This window comes from Pseudomonas sp. MT92 (assembly GCF_058792515.1).
In genome coordinates this window covers 221785-240230 of sequence record NZ_JBXAFA010000003.1, presented here as the reverse complement: position 1 = coordinate 240230, position 18446 = coordinate 221785, and the positions used below count along the sequence as shown (strand labels likewise).

Annotated in this window: 17 protein-coding genes; 9 read left to right on the top strand and 8 right to left on the bottom strand. The window is 61.4% G+C overall.

Going from position 1 to position 18446, the window contains the following annotated elements; genetic code table 11:
* The first annotated feature begins 68 nt into the window (after positions 1 to 68).
* Positions 69 to 716, top strand: coding sequence for a pentapeptide repeat-containing protein (locus AC1Q6D_RS06965; RefSeq protein ID WP_103404279.1), 648 nt, complete (start codon positions 69 to 71; stop codon positions 714 to 716).
* Positions 717 to 846: 130 nt separating this feature from the next.
* Here the strand turns inward: AC1Q6D_RS06965 and AC1Q6D_RS06960 are convergent, their stop codons facing one another.
* Genes AC1Q6D_RS06960 through AC1Q6D_RS06950 form a run of 3 tightly spaced genes read right to left on the bottom strand, consistent with a single transcriptional unit; the run spans position 847 to position 2869 of the window.
* Positions 847 to 1485 (bottom strand): response regulator, encoded by a 639-nt coding sequence (locus AC1Q6D_RS06960; RefSeq protein WP_047528192.1) that lies wholly within the window; start codon positions 1483 to 1485, stop codon positions 847 to 849.
* On the bottom strand, positions 1482 to 2744 hold the full coding sequence (locus AC1Q6D_RS06955; protein WP_103404278.1) for a sensor histidine kinase: 1263 nt from the start codon (positions 2742 to 2744) through the stop codon (positions 1482 to 1484). The genes AC1Q6D_RS06960 and AC1Q6D_RS06955 overlap by 4 nt, the downstream gene beginning before the upstream one ends.
* Positions 2745 to 2746: 2 nt before the next feature.
* Entirely contained in the window at positions 2747 to 2869 is a 123-nt protein-coding gene (locus tag AC1Q6D_RS06950) for a hypothetical protein (RefSeq protein ID WP_256590233.1), read from the bottom strand.
* A 157-nt stretch (positions 2870 to 3026) separates the two neighbouring features.
* Here AC1Q6D_RS06950 and AC1Q6D_RS06945 point away from each other — a divergent pair, with 157 nt between their 5' ends.
* The 6 genes from AC1Q6D_RS06945 (at position 3027) to AC1Q6D_RS06920 (ending at position 8122) form a co-directional block, all read left to right on the top strand.
* Positions 3027 to 4211, top strand: coding sequence for an ABC transporter substrate-binding protein (locus AC1Q6D_RS06945; protein ID WP_103404277.1), 1185 nt, complete (start codon positions 3027 to 3029; stop codon positions 4209 to 4211).
* Between the two features lie 39 nt (positions 4212 to 4250).
* Entirely contained in the window at positions 4251 to 5210 is a 960-nt protein-coding gene (locus tag AC1Q6D_RS06940; protein WP_047528189.1) for a YVTN family beta-propeller repeat protein, read from the top strand.
* The gene (locus AC1Q6D_RS06935; RefSeq protein ID WP_103404276.1) at positions 5207 to 5938 is read left to right on the top strand and encodes an ABC transporter ATP-binding protein; all 732 of its coding nucleotides are present in this window, start codon (positions 5207 to 5209) and stop codon (positions 5936 to 5938) included. The genes AC1Q6D_RS06940 and AC1Q6D_RS06935 overlap by 4 nt, the downstream gene beginning before the upstream one ends.
* Positions 5935 to 6726 (top strand): ABC transporter permease, encoded by a 792-nt coding sequence (locus AC1Q6D_RS06930; RefSeq protein WP_047528186.1) that lies wholly within the window; start codon positions 5935 to 5937, stop codon positions 6724 to 6726. The genes AC1Q6D_RS06935 and AC1Q6D_RS06930 overlap by 4 nt, the downstream gene beginning before the upstream one ends.
* 116 nt (positions 6727 to 6842) lie before the next feature.
* Positions 6843 to 7400, top strand: a complete 558-nt coding sequence (locus AC1Q6D_RS06925; RefSeq protein ID WP_103404275.1) for a PQQ-dependent catabolism-associated CXXCW motif protein — start codon at positions 6843 to 6845, stop codon at positions 7398 to 7400.
* A gap of 56 nt (positions 7401 to 7456) precedes the next feature.
* Positions 7457 to 8122: a response regulator transcription factor gene (locus AC1Q6D_RS06920; RefSeq protein ID WP_047528184.1), complete on the top strand. Its 666-nt coding sequence runs from the start codon at positions 7457 to 7459 to the stop codon at positions 8120 to 8122.
* A 241-nt stretch (positions 8123 to 8363) separates the two neighbouring features.
* Here AC1Q6D_RS06920 and nahK read toward each other — a convergent pair whose 3' ends face one another.
* From nahK to AC1Q6D_RS06905, 3 genes are all read right to left on the bottom strand, one after another.
* Complete coding sequence (gene nahK, locus AC1Q6D_RS06915; RefSeq protein WP_103404274.1) at positions 8364 to 10958, bottom strand: hybrid sensor histidine kinase/response regulator NahK/ErcS'; 2595 nt, start codon at positions 10956 to 10958, stop codon at positions 8364 to 8366.
* Positions 10927 to 12090: a nitric oxide-sensing protein NosP gene (nosP, locus tag AC1Q6D_RS06910; protein WP_103404273.1), complete on the bottom strand. Its 1164-nt coding sequence runs from the start codon at positions 12088 to 12090 to the stop codon at positions 10927 to 10929. Before nosP ends, nahK begins: the two co-directional genes overlap by 32 nt.
* Before the next feature lie 268 nt (positions 12091 to 12358).
* Positions 12359 to 13543, bottom strand: coding sequence for a porin (locus tag AC1Q6D_RS06905; protein WP_103404272.1), 1185 nt, complete (start codon positions 13541 to 13543; stop codon positions 12359 to 12361).
* 300 nt (positions 13544 to 13843) lie between these two features.
* Between AC1Q6D_RS06905 and AC1Q6D_RS06900 the strand changes: the two genes are divergently transcribed.
* Entirely contained in the window at positions 13844 to 14707 is an 864-nt protein-coding gene (locus AC1Q6D_RS06900; RefSeq protein ID WP_103404271.1) for an MBL fold metallo-hydrolase, read from the top strand.
* Here AC1Q6D_RS06900 and AC1Q6D_RS06895 read toward each other — a convergent pair.
* Positions 14694 to 16397 (bottom strand): hypothetical protein, encoded by a 1704-nt coding sequence (locus tag AC1Q6D_RS06895; RefSeq protein WP_103404270.1) that lies wholly within the window; start codon positions 16395 to 16397, stop codon positions 14694 to 14696. The two genes, AC1Q6D_RS06900 and AC1Q6D_RS06895, sit on opposite strands and share 14 nt — an antisense overlap.
* Before the next feature lie 139 nt (positions 16398 to 16536).
* Positions 16537 to 17025, bottom strand: coding sequence for a Bkd operon transcriptional regulator BkdR (gene bkdR / locus AC1Q6D_RS06890; RefSeq protein ID WP_047528178.1), 489 nt, complete (start codon positions 17023 to 17025; stop codon positions 16537 to 16539).
* Positions 17026 to 17210: 185 nt separating this feature from the next.
* Here bkdR and AC1Q6D_RS06885 point away from each other — a divergent pair, with 185 nt between their 5' ends.
* Positions 17211 to 18446, top strand: a complete 1236-nt coding sequence (locus AC1Q6D_RS06885) for a 3-methyl-2-oxobutanoate dehydrogenase (2-methylpropanoyl-transferring) subunit alpha (RefSeq protein ID WP_103404269.1) — start codon at positions 17211 to 17213, stop codon at positions 18444 to 18446.

Here is an 18446-nt window from a genome sequence, read left to right as displayed (position 1 = left end):
GACTGCTGCGCCGCCGAGGGGGACGATTCGACAAGTTCCCTCGCCATAGGAACATCCGAGGTCTCGCGATGAAATACCTGCCCTTCCTACTGCTCTTGAGTTTTTCCCTGGCCCAGGCCGACGAGGGCGACGACGCCCCGCTGGTCATCAACGGCTGCACCCTCGCCGAACACAGCCAGTGCCCCGGTGCCAATCTCAGGGGCGCCAACCTGAGCAATCAGGACTTGCGTAACATGAACCTGGCCGGCGCCGACCTGCGCGATGCCGACCTGCGCCACGCCAACCTCGACCTGGCCAATCTGGAAAAAGCCCGGCTGCAGGGCGCCAACCTGACTCGCGCCAGCCTGCAGCAAAGCAATCTGCGGTTAGCTGATTTCAGCGGTGCAACCTTGATCGCGATCCAGGGCTGGGGCCTGTTCGCCCAGGGCGCGCAGCTCCAGAACGCCAACCTCAGCGGCGCGTACCTGCAATTCGCCCGCCTCTCCGGGGCCAATCTGCACAACGCCAACCTGCGGGCCGCCGATCTGGAAATGACCTGGCTGAGCAAGGCCGATCTCAAAGGCGCGAATCTCAGTGATGCCAACCTGCAAGAAGCCAAGCTGGGCGAAAGCAACCTGGAAGGCGCCAACCTCAGCGGCTCGCGCCAGCACTACGCGAATTTTCAGGATGCAAACATGGAGGGCTGCAGCGGCTGCCCGACCACCTGGAATCGCTAACCCCCCCTCTTCTGCAGGAGCGAGCCTGCTCGCGAAAAAACCGAGAGCGCCACGGGGCATCAGACTCCCCGTGTTTTCGTTGACGTTCTTCGCGAGCAGGCTCGCTCCTACACAGGCACAAGGCGGTGAATCAGCCGGCCACCCGTACCACGCCCATGTCGATGCCCAGGTGCACCAGTTCGGCATGCGACGAAACCTGCAACTTGCTCTTGAGCAACGTCAGGTGATTGGAGACTGTTTTGCTGCTGATGCTCAGCTGTTCGGCAATCATCCGGGCCGGGGTGCCTTTGGCGATCATCACGAAAATTTCCAGCTCGCGCTGGGTCATGCTCTGCAAACGCGGATCGCTGGCGTCCTGTGGCGGGTGGCAGGCCAGTTGGGTGGCCAGGGGCTGTTCGATGTAGGCATGGCCCGCGAGAATCCGCCGCACCGCTTCGATCAGCACTTGCGGCGCCGAGCTTTTGGTGAGGTAGCCCGAGGCACCGGCGTCCAGTGCCTGACGCACCAGGGGCAGCTCGTCGTGCATGCTGAAAAACAGCACCCGCAACTGTGGCAGGCGCTGACGCAGGCGTCGTGTGGTTTCCAGGCCGCTGATCCCCGGCAAACCGAAATCCATGATCACCAGATTCGGCACAGCTTCCTGCACCCTGGCCAGCGCCTCCTCGCCGGTCGCCGCTTCTCGCACGTCCATTGCCGGCAGCACCGCGCGCAACAGACTCGCGTAGCCCTGGCGGACCACCGCATGGTCATCGACCAACAGAATATTCATGACACCTCCAAAGGCATGCTCAAGGCCAGCGCCCAACCGGCGCCGGGCCGGCTGATCACCCGCAGCTCGCCGCCCAGGCTGCGGGCGCGCTCGAACATCGAATGCAAACCGACACCCGACCGGGGTGGCTGTCGGGCGCCGCGACCGTTATCGCGAATCAGCAAGCGCAGATGGCCGCCGTGATGTTGCAGGCGAACCCGCACCTCACTGGCGCCGGCGTGACGGCTGATGTTGGTCAGGGCTTCCTGCAACAGGCGGTAGAGATGAGTCTTGTCCGGTGCGGACAACGGCGGCAACTGTGCGCTGACCCTCAACTGGCAATCGATCCCCTGCCGACCTTGCCATTGCTCGACCAGCAAGCCAAAGGCTTCGGACAACGACAAATGCTGCAACACCACCGGATAGAGGCCATGCACCAGCGCCCGAAAGCCCTGTTGCAGGTGTTCGCAGTTGTGTTCGAGCTCACGCACGGTGCGTTCCACGGTGTCTGGCTGATCCGCCACCAGCCGCAGCAGGCAGGCCTGGGCGCGAATCCCCGCCAGGTATTGTCCGAGGTCGTCGTGCAGGGTCTGCGCCAGTTGTGTGCGTTCCTGTTCCTGCACCGCCAGCAATGTCCGGGTCAGTTCGGTGTTGTCGGCGCGCGCCTGTTCCAGTGCGTCGGTCATGCGGTTGAAATGCGTCGCCAGTTGCCGCGCCTCCGGCAGGCCTTGCGCACGCAAACGCACATTGAGCTGGCCGCCGGAGACCTGTTGCAGGGCGCGCAGCAAGTCGTCGAGCAGGCCCAGGCCCCGACGTACGGCCCAGCGAATGGTCAGCAGACTCAACCCTAATGCCAGGCCACACAGGCTCAGCAATTGTTGGAGGGAATCCCAGACTTCGTCGATCTCATCCCGTGGATCGACCACGATCTGCACGCGGCGGCCGTCCTGCAATGGGAGAACCCGTTCACTGTGTCGGGCCTCGGCAAACAACAGCCGTCCGAGCCAGGCATCGAGCCCGTCCTGCACCGGCAGCCGTTCCGCTTCGCCCGGCTCGAGCCAACGCACCCGCACATGACGCAAACTGCGCGTCAGCCGGGGTTGCAGGCTGGCAGGATCGCGCTCGGCGGTTTCACTCAGGTACTCGACCACCGCTTCGGCGGATTGCAGTTCACGCTCCACATCCGCCAGTGCCTGATGCACCAGCAACCCCATGCACGCCAAAGTGACCAGGGCGAAAAAACCGCACACCCAGAGGTTGATCCGCCACAGGGCCGACATGCCTAGCGTCCCGGTGTCGCGGGCATGACGAGCAACGGCACGGGGCGTGGGCCGTGCAGCTTGTCGATACCGATCAGGCTCAGGACCAGTAAAAACGGCAGGAGCAGCGCTTTGAGAATTCGCATGATCGATTGCCTCCAGGGTCATGGCCGTTTCAGCCCATGCTAAAACCGCACCGCGCGGTGCGAGCTACTACCTTGGTACTGCCTCGCTGGTACTTTCTGCATATTTCATCCGGCCTTCAGCCTTCCTATGCTGGCGCTACCTGTGATGGAGTGCCCTATGCGCCAGCTTGCCCCCTACGCCTTGTTCTACGTGCTGGCGATTGCCTGCGCGGCGGGGCTGGCGACTCAAAGCCAGGCCGCCGATGCGCCGTTGCAGGTGCGTATCGGCTACCTGGGCTATCGCCCCGACCCGGGACCGCTGCTGTCGAACGTCATTCCCGAACCGACCGATGCCGGGTTGCGCGGTGCTGAACTGGCGATCACCGACAGCAACAGCACCGGGCGTTTTCTCAACCACAGCTACAGCCTGGTGAGTGCCAGCGTCGACAGACCGGATGCGTTGATCCATGCCGCCCAGGCCCAGCACGAACAGGGCCTGCGCCTGTTTGTGGTGAATGCGCCGGCAGAGACCCTGCGCCGGCTCAGCGCGGTACTTCCCGACAGCCTGTTGTTCAACGCCGGCAGCCCGGACGACAGCCTGCGCACCACCGATTGCTTGCCGAATGTGCTGCACAGCCTGCCCAGCCGGGCGATGCTCGCCGATGCCCTGGGGCAATTCCTGGTGGTGCGCAAATGGCAGCGAGCACTGCTCATCGTCGGCCCGACCGCAGACGATCAAGCCTACGCCACCGCCCTGCGCCGCGCGGCCAAACGCTTTGGGGTGCAACTGGTGGCGGAAAAAGCCTGGAGTTTCGACAACGATCAACGACGCAGCGCCCAGGCCGACATGCCGCTGTTCACCCAGACCGCTGAATACGACGTGGTGTTGGTGGCCGACGAACGCGGCGACTTTGGTGAATACGTGCCGTACCAGACCTGGTATCCGCGCCCGGTGGCGGGCACCCAGGGCCTGACCCCGGTGGGCTGGCACAAAACCGTGGAAACCTACGGTGCCGCGCAGTTACAGAAACGTTTCGAAGCCCTGACCGGGCGCTGGATGAACGACCGTGATTTCGCCGCATGGATGGCCGTGCGCAGCATTGCCAGCGCCGTGAGCAAACTGCGCCAGACCGAGCCCATGGCGATCCGTCAGCTGGAAATCAGCGATCAACTGCCGCTGGACGGCTTCAAGGGGCGCAAGCTCAGTTATCGGCCGTGGAACGGCCAGTTGCGCCAGCCGATCCCCATCGTGCAACCCCGGGCGCTGGTCAGCACCTCGCCCCAGGATGGCTTTCTGCACCCCTTCAACGAAATGGACAGCCTGGGCTACGACAAGCCCGAGGTCAGCTGCCGCTTTCCCTGATCCTTTTTTCACTACAACGACAACAATAAGGAATCTGCCATGCGCCGCACCCTGCTTTCATGCGCCCTGCTGCTCGCTGCGGGACACGCCGCGGCCAGCACCGCCTGGGTCTCCAACGAAAAGGACAACAGCCTGAGCCTGATCGACATGCAGACCCTGCAAGTCACCGAGACCTTGCCCGTCGGCCAGCGTCCGCGTGGCCTGCTGCTGTCCCATGACAACAAGCTGCTGTACATCTGCGCCAGCGACTCGGACCGGGTGCAGGTGATGGACGTGGCCACGCGCAAGATCATCAAGGAACTGCCGTCGGGCAAGGATCCCGAGCAATTCGCCCTGCACCCCAACAATCGCTGGTTGTATGTGTCCAACGAAGACGATGCGCTGGTCACGGTGATCGATACCGAAACCTCCAAGGTCCTCAGCCAGATCAACGTCGGCGTCGAACCCGAAGGCATGGCCGTCAGTCCCGATGGCAAGTGGGCGGTGAACACCAGCGAAACCACCAACATGCTGCACTGGATCGACACCAGCACCCAGACCCTGGCTGACAGCACCCTGGTGGATCAGCGCCCGCGTTTCGTCGAGTTTTCAGCGGACGGTTCGCAGCTGTGGGCCTCGGCGGAAATCGGCGGCACCGTGACCATTCTCGACGTGGCCAGCCGCAAGATCCTCAAGACCCTGAACTTCCAGATCAAGGGCGTGCACCCGGACAAGGTCCAACCGGTGGGCGTCAAACTCAGCGCCGATGGCAAGTACGGCTTCGTCGCGCTGGGCCCGGCCAACCATGTGGCGGTGATCGATGCCAAGACCTTCGAAATTCTCGACTACCTGCTGGTCGGGCGACGGGTCTGGCAGATGGCGTTTACCCCGGATCAAAAACAGTTGCTGGCCACCAACGGCGTCAGCGGTGACGTCTCGGTGATCGATGTCGAAAGCCTCAAGGTCATCAAATCCGTGAAGGTCGGACGCTATCCCTGGGGCGTGGTGGTGACCCCATGAACGCCCTGGAGGTCAGCGACCTGAGCTTCGCCTACGGAGCCCGAGAGGCCTTGCGCCAAGTCAGTTTCAGCCTGGCACCGGGGCGCTTCGCGGCGTTGCTGGGGCCCAACGGTGCCGGCAAATCGACCCTGATCGCCCTGCTGACCCGGCTCTATGACGTGCAGCACGGAGACATCCGCGTCGGTGGCTGCTCGTTGTCCAGAACGCCACGCCCGGCGCTCAGGCAGTTGGGCGTAGTGTTTCAACAAAGCACCCTCGACCTGGACCTCAGCGTCGAGCAGAACCTGCGTTATCACGCGGCGCTGCATGGCCTGTCCCGGCGCCAGAGCGCCCTGCGGGTCGAGGCGGAGCTGGCCCGCCAGGCCCTGACCGAACGCCGGCGCGAACGGGTACGCGAACTCAATGGCGGGCATCGCCGTCGGGTGGAAATCGCCCGTGCCCTGCTCCACGAGCCACGCCTCCTGCTGCTCGACGAAGCCAGTGTCGGACTCGACCCCGCCAGTCGTCTGGCGCTCAACCAGCACATTCGCAGCCTGTGCCGCGAGCAGGGCATCAGCGTGCTCTGGACCACCCATTTGCTCGACGAAGTGCAGCCCAGCGACGACTTGCTGATTCTCCATCAAGGACGACTGGTCGCCAGCGGCCAGGCCGATGCCCTGAGCCTGGAACACGGCGGCGATCTGGATTCGGCCTTCACCCGTCTCACCACCTCCGGAGCCGCCCGATGAATGCGTACTGGCAATGTTTCAGCGGCATCGTGCTGCGCGAATGGCTGCGCTTCGTTCTGCAGCGCACGCGGTTTCTCAGCGCGCTGGTGCGGCCCTTGTTATGGCTGCTGGTGTTCGCCGCGGGTTTTCGTGCGGCCCTCGGCATCGCGATCATCGAGCCCTACGACACCTATATTCCGTACGAGGTGTACATCATTCCGGGCCTGGCCTGCATGATCCTGCTGTTCAACGGCATGCAGGGTTCGCTGTCGATGGTCTACGACCGCGAGATGGGCAGCATGCGCGTGCTGCTGACCAGCCCCCTGCCCCGGACCTTTCTGCTGTGCAGCAAGTTGTTGGCCACGGCGCTGATTTCGTTGTTGCAGGTGTATGCGTTTCTGGCGATCGCCTGGGTCTACGGTGTGCGACCGCCGGCCATGGGCCTGTTGTGGGCCTTGCCGGCGTTGTTGCTGGTGGCGCTGATGCTCAGTGCCCTGGGCCTTTTGCTGTCGAACGCGATCCGCCAGCTGGAAAACTTTGCCGGGGTCATGAATTTCGTGATTTTCCCGCTGTTTTTTCTGTCTTCGGCCCTGTATCCGCTGTGGAAGATGCGCGAGTCCAGTGAATGGTTGTACTGGCTGTGCGCCCTGAACCCGTTCACCCATGCCGTGGAACTGGTGCGGTTTGCCTTGTATGAACGCTTCAATGCCCTGGCGCTGGCGGTGTGCGTGGGGTTGACCCTGCTGTTTTCGCTGCTGGCCGTGTTGACGTTCAACCCGCAACACGCCGCCCTGCGCAAATCCGGCTGACAGACCTCCCCAAGGACCAGAATTACTACTTTAGTACTGGTTTTCCTGTCTATCGTCGCATTCCAAACGCAGCGCGACTGGCATGTAATGGGTCCATAACGATAAGGACTGAACCCATGCCGCATGCCCGACGTCGCCTGCTGCGTCTCTCTCTTGCTGCGTTGTCGCTGAGCCTGTGGCTGGGCAACGCCCACGCTCAAGCCCCGCTGTTTTCCGCAGAGGGCTATCGCATCGACCTGTACCGCAGCCCGACGCCCCATGAGTTGCCGGGCGCGATCCTCGTCGACACACCGGCCCTGCAAACCCTGCTGGAACAAACCCCACGCCCGCTGCTGATCGACGTTTACCGCCGCCCATGGCTGCAAGGCCAGTTCATCGAAGACCAGCCCCACGAAAACCTGCCCGGCAGCCATTGGCTGGCCAATACCGGTGATGGTGAGCTGACGCCACAGTGGCAAGACTATTTCGCGCACAACCTGAAAAAACTGACCGCCGGTGACCCGACGCAACCACTGGTCTTTTACTGCCGCTCCGACTGCTGGTTGAGCTGGAACGCGGTCAAACGCGCGGCCAGCCTGGGCTATAAGACACTGTACTGGTACCGTGACGGTGTGGACGCCTGGCAGGCGGCCAACCTGCCGGTGACGCCGGCCCGGCCCGAGCCCTTTCCCTGAGCTTTACGCGTGCGTGTTGTTGCCACACCATAATCAAAATAATGAGGTGAAAGGCTATGTACAAAATTCTGATTGCCGATGATCACCCGCTGTTTCGCGAAGCCATCCATAACGTCATCAGCGACGGCTTTGCCGGCAGCGAAGTGATGGAAACCGCCGACCTGGACAGCGCCCTGGCCCTGACCCAGGAACACGATGACCTGGACCTGATCCTGCTCGACCTGAACATGCCCGGCATGCACGGGCTCAATGGCTTGATCAACCTGCGCAACGAAGCACCGACCATTCCGGTGGTGATCGTGTCCGCCGAGCAAGACAAGCAAATCGTCCTGCAAGCCATCACTTACGGCGCGGTGGGCTTCATCACCAAATCCTCGCCCCGCAGCCAGATGACCGATGCGATCCAGCAGATTCTCAACGGCAACGTCTACTTGCCTCCGGACATTATCCGCTCGGCCAGAACCGGTACGCACCGGCGGATGAACGACACCCCGAGTTTCCCGCCGGAGCTGCTCCAGGCCCTGACCCGCAAGCAATTGCAAGTGCTGGAACGCATGACCAAGGGCGAGTCCAACAAACAGATCGCCTACACCCTGGAAATCGCCGAAACCACGGTCAAGGCCCACGTCTCGGCGATCCTGCGCAAGCTCAACGTGCACAACCGGGTGCAGGCGATCCTGAGTGCCGGGGACATTGATTTCGGGTCGTATTTGCGGCGGTGAGGCTTGCCTGAAGAGCGCATAACGACCATCGTCGGAACGCCGCCCGGAGCAAGCTCGCTCCTACAGGAATTGGTGAGCGTCACAGCCCACCAATCACCCGCAGGTGCACCCCAACCACTGTAGGAGCGAGCCTGCTCGCGATAAACGTCAGGGCAACGCGGGCATTCAGACAGCCCGTGTCATCGTTGACGACCATCGCGAGCAGGCTCGCTCCTACAGGGGGGCGCCCACACCCGGGAAATCACGGCCGAGCGAGCAAATGACTCATGGCTGTCTTGAGCTTCATCGGCCGTACCGGCTTGTGCATCAGGGTGTGCCCGAGTTCGCGGATCTGCTGCTTGAGCTCGTTGCTGTAGTTGGCGGTGATCATCATCGCCGGGATCGGTGAGCCGCGCCGGGCATTGATCCGGGCCACGGCGTCCACACCGTTCTGATCGTTGTCCAGGTGATAGTCGGCGATCAGCAGGTCCGCGTCGGCGTGGTAGTTGTCCACTTGCCGTGCCAGGTCCTCTTCCGACAGCGCCGTGACCACCCGGCAGCCCCAACCTTCCAGCAGCGTGCGCATGCCGGCGCAAATGGTCGCATCGTTGTCCAGCACCCAGATCCGCGCCCCGCGCAGCCGTTCGAGCATCGGCTCGCTCATCAGCAAACCAGGGGCTGCCTGCGGTGCGGTGGCGCTTAACGGCACTTCGACGCAGAACATCGAGCCCTTGCCTGGCCACGAGCGAACCTGAACCCGATGCCCGAGAATGCCGGCGATCTTTTCGACGATCGCCAGGCCCAGCCCGAGGCCGCGGTCCTGATCCGGACGTTGCACATCGCCACGCTTGAACTCCTGGAAAATCTCCTCCAGGCGATTTTCGTCAATGCCCATGCCGCTGTCCCAGACCTGAATCGACAGGCGCTGGTGATGGCGCCTGCAACCGAGCACCACGCGACCGCTGTAGGTGTAGCGAATGGCATTGCTCAACAGGTTGCGCAGGATGCGCGCCAATAACTGGATATCGCTGCGCACCAGCGCCGAACAGGCAATGAAATGCAGCTCCAGGCCTTCGCTGCGAGCGACCTGGGTGTATTCCGCCGCCAGGGTGTCCAACAGCTCGCTCAGGGCGAACGGCGCGATGTCCGCCTTGATCACCCCGGCATCGAGTTTGGAAATATCCACCAGGGTGCCCAACAGGTTTTCCACGTCTTCCAGGGAATTGCTGACGTTGCGCACCAGCACCTCGTTGCTGACCGCCTCCCGGCGCTCCAGCAAGGCACTGGTGAACAACCGTGCCGCGTTCAAGGGTTGCAGCAAGTCATGGCTGACGGCGGCGAGAAACTTGGTCTTCGACAGGTTGGCTTGCTCGGCCTCCTGCTTGGCCTCGCGCAAGCGTGATTCGACCCGGCGACGCTCCTCGATCTCACGCAACAACTGGTCGTTGAGGGTGGTCAGTTCCGCGGTGCGTTCGCGCACCCGCAGCTCCAGATTCTGATAGGCCTGATGCAACGCCTCGGCGGTGCGGCGGCGCTCGGTGATGTCGCGGATCAACACGAAAATCCCCACCACCTCGCCGCTGGCCAGCCGATTGGGCACGTAGGAACGCAACATGTAGCGTTCCTGATTATTGACGTTGGTTTCGGCGACCTCGAACGTCACGCTCTCACCGGCCAACGCCCTGGCCACGTAGGACTCCAGGCGCTGGTAATGCTGTTCGCTGTGCACTTCACGCAAGCTTTGGCCGAGCATCACGCCCCGTGGCCAGCAGTACCATTCTTCGTAGACCTTGTTGGTGAATTCGTAGACCAGGTCGGCGTTCAGATAGGCAATCAACGCCGGCACATGGTCGGTGATCAGGCGAATCCAGCGCTCGCTTTCGCTCAGGGCTTCGGCGTGCTGGTAGCGTTCGGTGATGTCGGTGAAGGTGTTGACGAATCCGCCCGTGGGCAGTGGATGGGTGCGAATCTCCAGGACCCGGCCATCGTAGAGGCGTTGTTCGCATTCCTGCGTGGGCCGCCCGTTGGCGTCGCGGCTGGCCGGGGTCAGCAGGGTCAATTCGCTGTCGGCGATCACTTCGGCAAACGGACGATGGGCCGCGACCGGTGCCAGCCCACTGAGTTCGAGGAACCGGCGGTTCCACAGCTCCAGGATGCCGTCGGCGTTGACCATCGCCACCCCTTGGGAGAGGTTGTCGACCGCCCGTTGCAACAGGTGCGACTTCTGCGCCACCGCTTGCTCGCGGCGCACGGTTTCGCTGAGTTTGACGTCGGTAATGTCGGTGAACAGAATCACCCGCCCGCCTTCCTGGGTGGGCCGCTCGCTGACTTGCAACCAGCGACCGTCCTGCAAGCGATACAGCAGGTTTTCGTCGGCTTGCCCGCGCGGCTCTTCGGTGAACAGACCGTTGTTCATCATCAGACGCTTGACCTCGGTCAGGCGCATGCCGGCGCTGATCCGCACCCGGCTGTTGCTCCAGAAGGCCTTGAAGCGGCTGTTGAACAGGACGATGCATTGCTGGGCATCGAACAGCACGAAGGCGTCGGAGATGCTCTCGATGGCGTCGATCAGGTGTTGATGAGCCGTTTCTGCGCGCAAGCGCGCTTCGCTGAGCAAGTGGTTGCCGGCCTTGAGTTCGGCCATGGCCTGGTTCAAGGCGTCGGTGCGCTCTCGCACCTGCTCGGCCAGCACCACCGAATGCTGGAACGCGGCGTAGGGATCATTGCCCCGGGTGATCCCGGACTCGATGCGTTCGATCAACGCGGCGTTGATGCGTTGCAGTTTCTGGTTGTCGTGTTGCAGGCCGGCGATCTGCGCCCGCAGTTCAGCGCAGTCCGAGGGACCGCCCTCGGGCAATGGCGACGCCGGTGAATGTCTGGTTGATGTGCATGCCATTGAACTGTTCTCCGTAGGTGTTGAACCCCATCACCCGCTGCTCGCGCAAAAAGGCGCCGATCTGCTCGAGGCTGCCGTCGTCCTCCAGCTCCAGGCGCCGCAGAAAACAATCGCAGCCAATGGTCAGCAGCAAATCACCGAGACGCTCCTGCAAGCCGTCGAACAGGCTCTGCAGGTTCGGCAGCATGGGACCGGGGGTCATGGCGGTGAGGACGATGCCGTTCTCCACGGCGCAATAGAAACTCAGGCTCAAATCGGCATGAACCTGCTGAATGGCACGCACGTAATACTGTTCGTTGATCCGCACCGCCAAGGGGTGCGCGGCGAAGATCCGGTGGTCGAGCTCGGCCACTGGCACGCCGATGTGTCGGGCGTACTCGGCGGCGGCCGGCTCGGCATTGAGTTCGAAGACCCGCCGCGACGCGCTGTCGGCTCCGGTGACCACCAGTTTTTCCGCCCGGGGCAGGATGTGATGGGTGGTGAACACTTCGAAGTCCAGCCACGTATTGACCAGCACCACGACTGCCGCGCCGCTGTGAAACTCGCCGTCGAAGTAGACATGGGTGTGGGTCAGGTAGTTGTCGTCGCCGGCCGAACCGCCGAAATGCGGAATGTCGCCCAGCGCGGCGCTCAAGGCCGCCAGGACCATTTCTTCGCGGCTGGACAGGCCATCGAGCAAGGTCAGGGCAAAGCTGTTGCCCTTGATCGGTGCCAGGGTATTGCTGCGACAGCCGCCGACCAGGCGCTCGACCATTTGCTGGGCGTCGATCAGGCTGAAGCGCTCCATTTCGTCGATCAGTTCGAGGGCGATGGAGAAGTGCCGGTGATCGAATCCGACCGCCGTCACGCAATTGCGTCCATACCCCAGCGGCGTGATTTCCCCGGCGCTGGTGCAGCCCGCCAGGCGAATGCCGCCGAAGCTCTGTTGCAAGGCCTGCCCCAGCGCCTGCAAATCGTACTCGGCGGAACAGAAGAACAGCACGAACCCCAGGTGCGGATGCAATAACTGTCGCGCCAGCTCCTGCGCCACCTGTTGGGCATCGGTGGCCTGGGACATCGCGCTGACGATACCTTCGTTCTGGACCTGCTGCATCGTCGCCTCCCGCAGGTGCGCATGTATGAGGTACGAGTGTACGAAGCCTGTTTGGTGCGACCTATGCTACTTGGGTAGGGGTCAGGCGCTTCGATGGGATGAGAGCCGGGAGTGGATGGCGAGGGCTGTTGTGGCGAGGGCGCTTGCCCCCGCCGGGCGACGAAGCAGCCCCTGCCTGGCCGATGCGCGACCAAAAGCAGGGGCCGCTTCGCGACCCAAAGCGGGAGCAAGCGCCCTCGCCACTGGGAAGGGTTGGACGATCAACCCCTTACCAGGTGACTACAGCCCCTACCGCGAACGTATCGGTGTCTTCGTTCTGGGCGCTGGTATCGTGACCGTTGATTTTGAACTGGTTGTACTCGGCCACCAGCTTGAGGTTGTCGTTCACGTCATGGAACAGCGCGACGCCGCGGGTTTCATAGTCGGCACCACTGCCGACCACTCCGTTGCCATCGTCATTGGTCTTGCCATAGGACAGCGCCAGGCGGTTTTTCCCCAGTTTGTAGGAGCCCTGAAGCAGATAACCGTCGCTGTCGACGTTGCGCAGGGTCGGTTCCCCGGCATTGTTGGTGAAGAAGGGGTTGATGCCCTTGGCCTGGAAACCGGAACCGACCAGGGTCAGCCCGCCCATTTTCGCCTGCACCCCGTAACCGACGCCTTTTGAGGTGACGCTGTTGACGGTGGAGTCAGTATTGTCGGACGTCTGGTAGCTGCCGTTGACCCAGCTATAGATCTGCGCGCCGGCCAGGTCGAACTGGTAGGTAATTTCGCTTTCGGTGCGCGGGTTCTCCTGATAGGCCTTGCCGGTCGGGCTGCTGTCGTTGGTGTCCACCGGGTCCATGATGCCCACCGCCACGCGCAGACCGTCCATCACCGGTGTGCGGTAAGTGATCTGCGACGTCGGGAAAGGATAGGGATAACCGGTGCCGATGTTGCCGAACGAGACCCCGCCACCGTCCACCAGCCCCAGGGTGTCGCTGACCTGGCCGTACCCGGTCAGCAGTTCATCGAGCAGGATGTTGGAACGGGCAAACAGGCCGAAGTCCTTGCCGATCAGCACTTCGCCCCATTGCGGGTTGGCCACGGTGCCGTAGAACTGGCGGACATCGATGGCGGTGTCGGTGCCGTTGGTTTGGCTGTCGTTGATGGTCACCCAGAACGAAGCCCGGGCGCCGAGCTTGAGATCATCGACCTGTTTGCCCATGTTGAAGCCCAGGTAGTTCGGCAGGAACCCCATCTTCACCCGCGCCTGCCGACGGTCGTACTGGTCCCCTTCACGGTTTACGTCACTGTTCACGTAAAAGGCGTTGATATAGCCGTCAGTGGAGAACGTGGTCTGGTCCTTGTCGTACAGCATGATCTCGGCCTCGGCCATCGAGCTCAGGCCAAGGGCCGGCAGGCTGGCGATGAAGACCGGTAAAAGACGATGCTTGAAGTTCTTATTGTTGTGCATGGCGCGCTCCGCGACTGGTGACGAGGTGTCGGAGGCGATTATCGAAAGCGGACCGGCGGCGCCATACGCTGCCTTGGGGGCGGTTTGCAGCTGCTTTGGAGCGGCCGGCGGTGCGCAACAAGTTCGGCGTAAGACCGCTCGTCGGCAGGGTCAGCAACTTAAGGTGTAGGGCCTGTGGACCCCGAGGTGGGGGCCACAGGAACCGCTACTGACTGGACAGCCGCCTTCAATAGCATGCAGGCCGCCACCACGGGGAAAATGAAACTACCCTCAATACTCGTCCAGACAGAAACAGCCACCATGCCCGCCTTGATTGAAGCCTTCCTCGACCCGGCCTCCTCGACCTACAGTTACGTGGTCTATGAAGCCGATGGCAGTCAGTGCGCAATCGTCGACCCCGTGCTCGACTACGACCCGGCCTCGGGGCGCACCGCCAGCACCCAGGCCGACCGCATCATCGCGTTCGTTCGCGAACACCGGTTGCGGGTGCAATGGCTGCTGGAAACCCACGCCCATGCCGACCACCTGTCGGCCGCGCCCTGTTTGCGTCGGGAACTGGGCGGCCGGATTGCCATAGGTGCGTCGATCAGCAAGGTCCAGGAGGTGTTCAAGGCGCTGTTCAATCTTGAACCGGAGTTCTGCGTGGACGGTTCGCAGTTCGACCATCTGTTCGCCCCGGACGAATCGTTCAGGATCGGCAATCTGAAAGCCACCGCCCTGCACGTCCCCGGCCACACCCCGGCGGATATGGCCTACGTGATCGACGGCGAGCAGATCCTGGTGGGCGACACACTGTTCATGCCGGACGTGGGCACCGCGCGTTGCGACTTCCCCGGCGGTAATGCGCATCATCTGTACGCTTCGATCCAGAAGCTGCTGGCCTTCCCGGCCGGTGTGAAACTCTACGTCTGCCACGACTACCCGCCTGAAGGTCGGCAAGCGCAATGCCAGAGTACCGTTGGCGAGCAACGAAAAAGCAACATTCATATACATGACGGCATCGACGAAAACACCTTCGTCGCCATGCGCACCCGGCGCGACAGGGGGCTGGGGATGCCGACGTTGTTGCTGCCGGCGATCCAGGTCAATGTGCGGGCGGGGAACATGCCGCCCGCGGAAGGTAATGGCGTGAGCTATCTGAAAATTCCGATCAATCAGATGTAGCGTTGGTCAAAACCGGTTCCATACTCCAGCCGCCGGCAGGCTCGTCGTAGGTGAATGCAAGCGTCTGCCCCGCCGAAATGACATGCTCGATTTCATCCGCCCCCCGGGCATGACATATCCTGGTTTCGTAGGGTGCCTCGCTGACGACCAAAACGACGCCATTCGCTGCCGCCACGGCCGGTAGATACACCAAGGGCAAATAGTTGCCGTAGGACAACGTGTATCGAACAAACTTTTCTCCATCGCAGGGTGCAGGAATCGATTGCGAATGATCATCAGGCGAACAGTCGCGGACCTGTAACTGCCATTGCTCGCTACCGTCGAGACAGACGAAGGCCACGGCATCACCTGCTGACAGCGTCACCCGAGCCATCGGGACATCACTGTTGCGCATATCCAGTACGCATTCAGCGCTGGCGTCCGAGCGGACCAGCAGCCTGTGTGATTCCTCACTCAGGATGGGAGGCAGTGAGACCGTCGGCGACCAGTGCTCGTCACTGATTCTGAACAGCATGTGGCGGGCCGAGGGCAGGCTTTTGGCACGTGCGACAGTCGGGTGGGCCTGTTCGACATCCTCAAGCCCCAACGTACGTGCACGAAACTGATTCGAATAGATGATGTTATCGACCAGTCGATGCCTGAGCGACCAATCTGTATTGATGATGTAGTACTTCATGATAGGAGAATGGGCATTACCGGCCGCGAACCATGACATCAGTGAACTCGATATGTCTTTCGGTTCAAAAAGAGGAAACGCCATACGGGCGGCCTGAATCGACCTGAGCTCACCCGCAGGCTTGGCCTCTTTACCCACCACGTCGATGAAGGCCTTGAGAGCGGAGTCCGACGGGGTGTTGGAACCGATCCAGCGTTGATTGACGCCCGGCCAGAAACTAAGGTCTCGCTCGCCAGCGTTATAAGACACGACAACATTTTTGAATCCCGGCAAGCCCCAGATCTGCGACACACTCAAATTTTTATACGTTGGGGAAATAATCGAGTCGCCGAAAGAAGACTTCAAAATACCGATAAGTTCTGCATGCGCAGCCTGGGTAAATTTCCGGAACTGATGGAAATTCACAATCACGATTTCTCTTCGACGGTCCCATCCCGAACCGAAGTGAAAGGACTTGATTCCGTTAATGATGTCGCCCTGAATGGTTCGACCATTGGTTGTACTGTGATAAATCATGAATCGCCGGGGATCACCCGCCAGATATCCGGAATAGTGGTGAACCCTGATATCCAGCACTCGAATGCCCGCGTTCAGTTGTTCATGAGGCGAAACATCCTGGCAAACTTCCATAGAAGGAGCGAACTCGGCCTTCAGGTCAAATCCCGAATTATGAGTACCCGGCAAAATGGCCGAATGTATAGGCAAATTCCGCACACCCGTATAAGTGCTCATCCAGTGCGTACGATTATTATTGAAAGGCTTGCATACGCCACCGCTCCAGCTTCCTCCCGGACACCAGCCGGCGGCTAGTCCGACGTCGTTCTCATCGCTGGCGGATGCCGGCCCGTGATTCAGAAGCGATTGTGGATCTACCGACTGTATGACTGCCGCACTTTCAAAGTAAGGCCCGAAAACCGGAGGCCGGTATTCTTTTATATGACCGAGCGCATCCAGATCATCAGCACTCACATCCAGCGAACTGGCCAATGCAACTTTATCCAATAGGGAATTCATCTTGTACCTCAACTATTAATTAACAATGGAGGAAACAACATAAACGGAGCCCTATCCGATAAACATGGACCCAAACTGTAGATTGGCGTTGTACAGGTGTGACTTATTGATTCAACAACAATAACAACGCCATCGAATGTTATTTATCCAGCGTCATTCCATTGGCCGGCAACGGCAGCGCCGTCTTGTATCGCACCTGCTTGAGGGCAAAGCTCGAGCGGATGTTCGCCACCCCCGGCACCTTGGTCAGAAAGTCCATCATGAACCGCTCCAGCGACTGAATGGTCGGCACCAGTACGCGGATCAGGTAGTCCGGGTCACCCGCCATCAGATAACACTCCATGACTTCCGGGCGATCGGAAATCGCCTCTTCGAAATGCTGCAACGCCTCCTCCACCTGTTTTTCCAGGCTGACATGGATGAACACGTTCACGTGCAACCCCAGCAGGTCGGCATCGAGCAGGGTCACTTGCTCGCGAATCAGGCCCAGCTCCTCCATCGCCTTGACCCGGTTGAAGCACGGTGTCGGCGAGAGGTTCACCGAGCGGGCGAGGTCGGCGTTGGTGATCCGCGCGTTCTCCTGAAGGCTGTTGAGAATGCCGATATCGGTACGGTCCAGTTTGCGCACGAGATAAAACCACCTGTTTTTTATGTTTATGCAGATTTTTTATCTGCAAATGATCTTTAGCGCAACGAAACAGAGAGAAATATTCTTCTTGGCCGGGCCTATGATGTTTGTAGGACAAGATTTCTTCCACAGAACGAAATCTGTCAGCTCACTACAAGAAATTCACAAGATCGAGCGTAGAAGCCATGAACCAAGCGTACGAACCGCTGCGCCTGCACGTTCCCGAACCCTCGGGCCGTCCCGGCTGTAAAACCGACTTCTCCTACCTGCGTCTGACCGACGCCGGCACGGTGCGCAAACCCTCCATCGACGTTGAACCGGCCGATACCGCCGATCTGGCCAAGGGCCTGATTCGCGTGCTCGACGACCAGGGCAATGCCCTCGGTCCATGGGCTGAAGGCGTGCCAGTCGAGGTCCTGCGCAAAGGCATGCGCGCCATGCTCAAGACGCGGATCTATGACAACCGCATGGTGGTCGCCCAGCGCCAGAAGAAAATGTCGTTCTATATGCAGAGCCTCGGCGAAGAAGCCATTGGCAGCGGCCAGGCCCTGGCGTTGAACATCGACGACATGTGCTTCCCGACCTACCGTCAGCAAAGCATCCTCATGGCCCGCGAAGTGCCGCTGGTGGACCTGATCTGCCAACTGCTGTCCAACGAGCGCGATCCGCTCAAGGGCCGTCAGCTGCCGATCATGTACTCGGTCAAGGACTCCGGTTTCTTCACCATCTCCGGCAACCTCGCCACCCAGTTCGTGCAAGCGGTGGGCTGGGGCATGGCCTCGGCGATCAAGGGCGACACCAAAATCGCCTCGGCCTGGATCGGCGACGGCGCCACTGCCGAATCGGACTTCCATACCGCCCTGACTTTCGCCCACGTGTACCGCGCGCCGGTGATCCTCAACGTGGTCAACAACCAGTGGGCGATCTCCACCTTCCAGGCCATCGCCGGTGGTGAAGCGACCACCTTCGCCGGTCGTGGCGTGGGTTGCGGCATCGCTTCGCTGCGGGTCGACGGCAACGATTTCTATGCGGTCTATGCCGCTTCTGCCTGGGCCGCCGAACGCGCCCGCCGCAACCTCGGCCCGACCATGATCGAATGGGTCACCTACCGTGCCGGTCCGCACTCGACCTCCGACGATCCGTCCAAATACCGTCCTGCCGACGACTGGAGCCACTTCCCGTTGGGCGACCCGATCGCGCGCCTCAAGCAGCACCTGATCAAGGTTGGCCACTGGTCCGAAGAGGAACACGCCGCCGTCAGCGCCGAGCTGGAAGCCGAAGTGATCGCCGCGCAGAAAGAAGCCGAACAGTACGGCACCCTCGCCGGCGGCCAGATTCCAAGCGCCGCGACCATGTTCGAAGACGTCTACAAAGAGATGCCGGAGCACTTGAAGCGCCAGCGTCAGGAACTGGGGATCTGA

What these genes read in the sequence shown, in the direction of transcription:
- AC1Q6D_RS06965 (WP_103404279.1), top strand. Translation starts at nt 69, where the DNA reads ATGAAATACCTGCCCTTCCTACTGCTCTTGAGTTTTTCCCTGGCCCAG.
- AC1Q6D_RS06960 (WP_047528192.1), bottom strand. Translation starts at nt 1,485, where the DNA reads ATGAATATTCTGTTGGTCGATGACCATGCGGTGGTCCGCCAGGGCTAC.
- AC1Q6D_RS06955 (WP_103404278.1), bottom strand. Translation starts at nt 2,744, where the DNA reads ATGTCGGCCCTGTGGCGGATCAACCTCTGGGTGTGCGGTTTTTTCGCC.
- AC1Q6D_RS06950 (WP_256590233.1), bottom strand. Translation starts at nt 2,869, where the DNA reads ATGCGAATTCTCAAAGCGCTGCTCCTGCCGTTTTTACTGGTCCTGAGC.
- AC1Q6D_RS06945 (WP_103404277.1), top strand. Translation starts at nt 3,027, where the DNA reads ATGCGCCAGCTTGCCCCCTACGCCTTGTTCTACGTGCTGGCGATTGCC.
- AC1Q6D_RS06940 (WP_047528189.1), top strand. Translation starts at nt 4,251, where the DNA reads ATGCGCCGCACCCTGCTTTCATGCGCCCTGCTGCTCGCTGCGGGACAC.
- AC1Q6D_RS06935 (WP_103404276.1), top strand. Translation starts at nt 5,207, where the DNA reads ATGAACGCCCTGGAGGTCAGCGACCTGAGCTTCGCCTACGGAGCCCGA.
- AC1Q6D_RS06930 (WP_047528186.1), top strand. Translation starts at nt 5,935, where the DNA reads ATGAATGCGTACTGGCAATGTTTCAGCGGCATCGTGCTGCGCGAATGG.
- AC1Q6D_RS06925 (WP_103404275.1), top strand. Translation starts at nt 6,843, where the DNA reads ATGCCGCATGCCCGACGTCGCCTGCTGCGTCTCTCTCTTGCTGCGTTG.
- AC1Q6D_RS06920 (WP_047528184.1), top strand. Translation starts at nt 7,457, where the DNA reads ATGTACAAAATTCTGATTGCCGATGATCACCCGCTGTTTCGCGAAGCC.
- nosP (WP_103404273.1), bottom strand. Translation starts at nt 12,090, where the DNA reads ATGCAGCAGGTCCAGAACGAAGGTATCGTCAGCGCGATGTCCCAGGCC.
- AC1Q6D_RS06905 (WP_103404272.1), bottom strand. Translation starts at nt 13,543, where the DNA reads ATGCACAACAATAAGAACTTCAAGCATCGTCTTTTACCGGTCTTCATC.
- AC1Q6D_RS06900 (WP_103404271.1), top strand. Translation starts at nt 13,844, where the DNA reads ATGCCCGCCTTGATTGAAGCCTTCCTCGACCCGGCCTCCTCGACCTAC.
- AC1Q6D_RS06895 (WP_103404270.1), bottom strand. Translation starts at nt 16,397, where the DNA reads ATGAATTCCCTATTGGATAAAGTTGCATTGGCCAGTTCGCTGGATGTG.
- AC1Q6D_RS06885 (WP_103404269.1), top strand. Translation starts at nt 17,211, where the DNA reads ATGAACCAAGCGTACGAACCGCTGCGCCTGCACGTTCCCGAACCCTCG.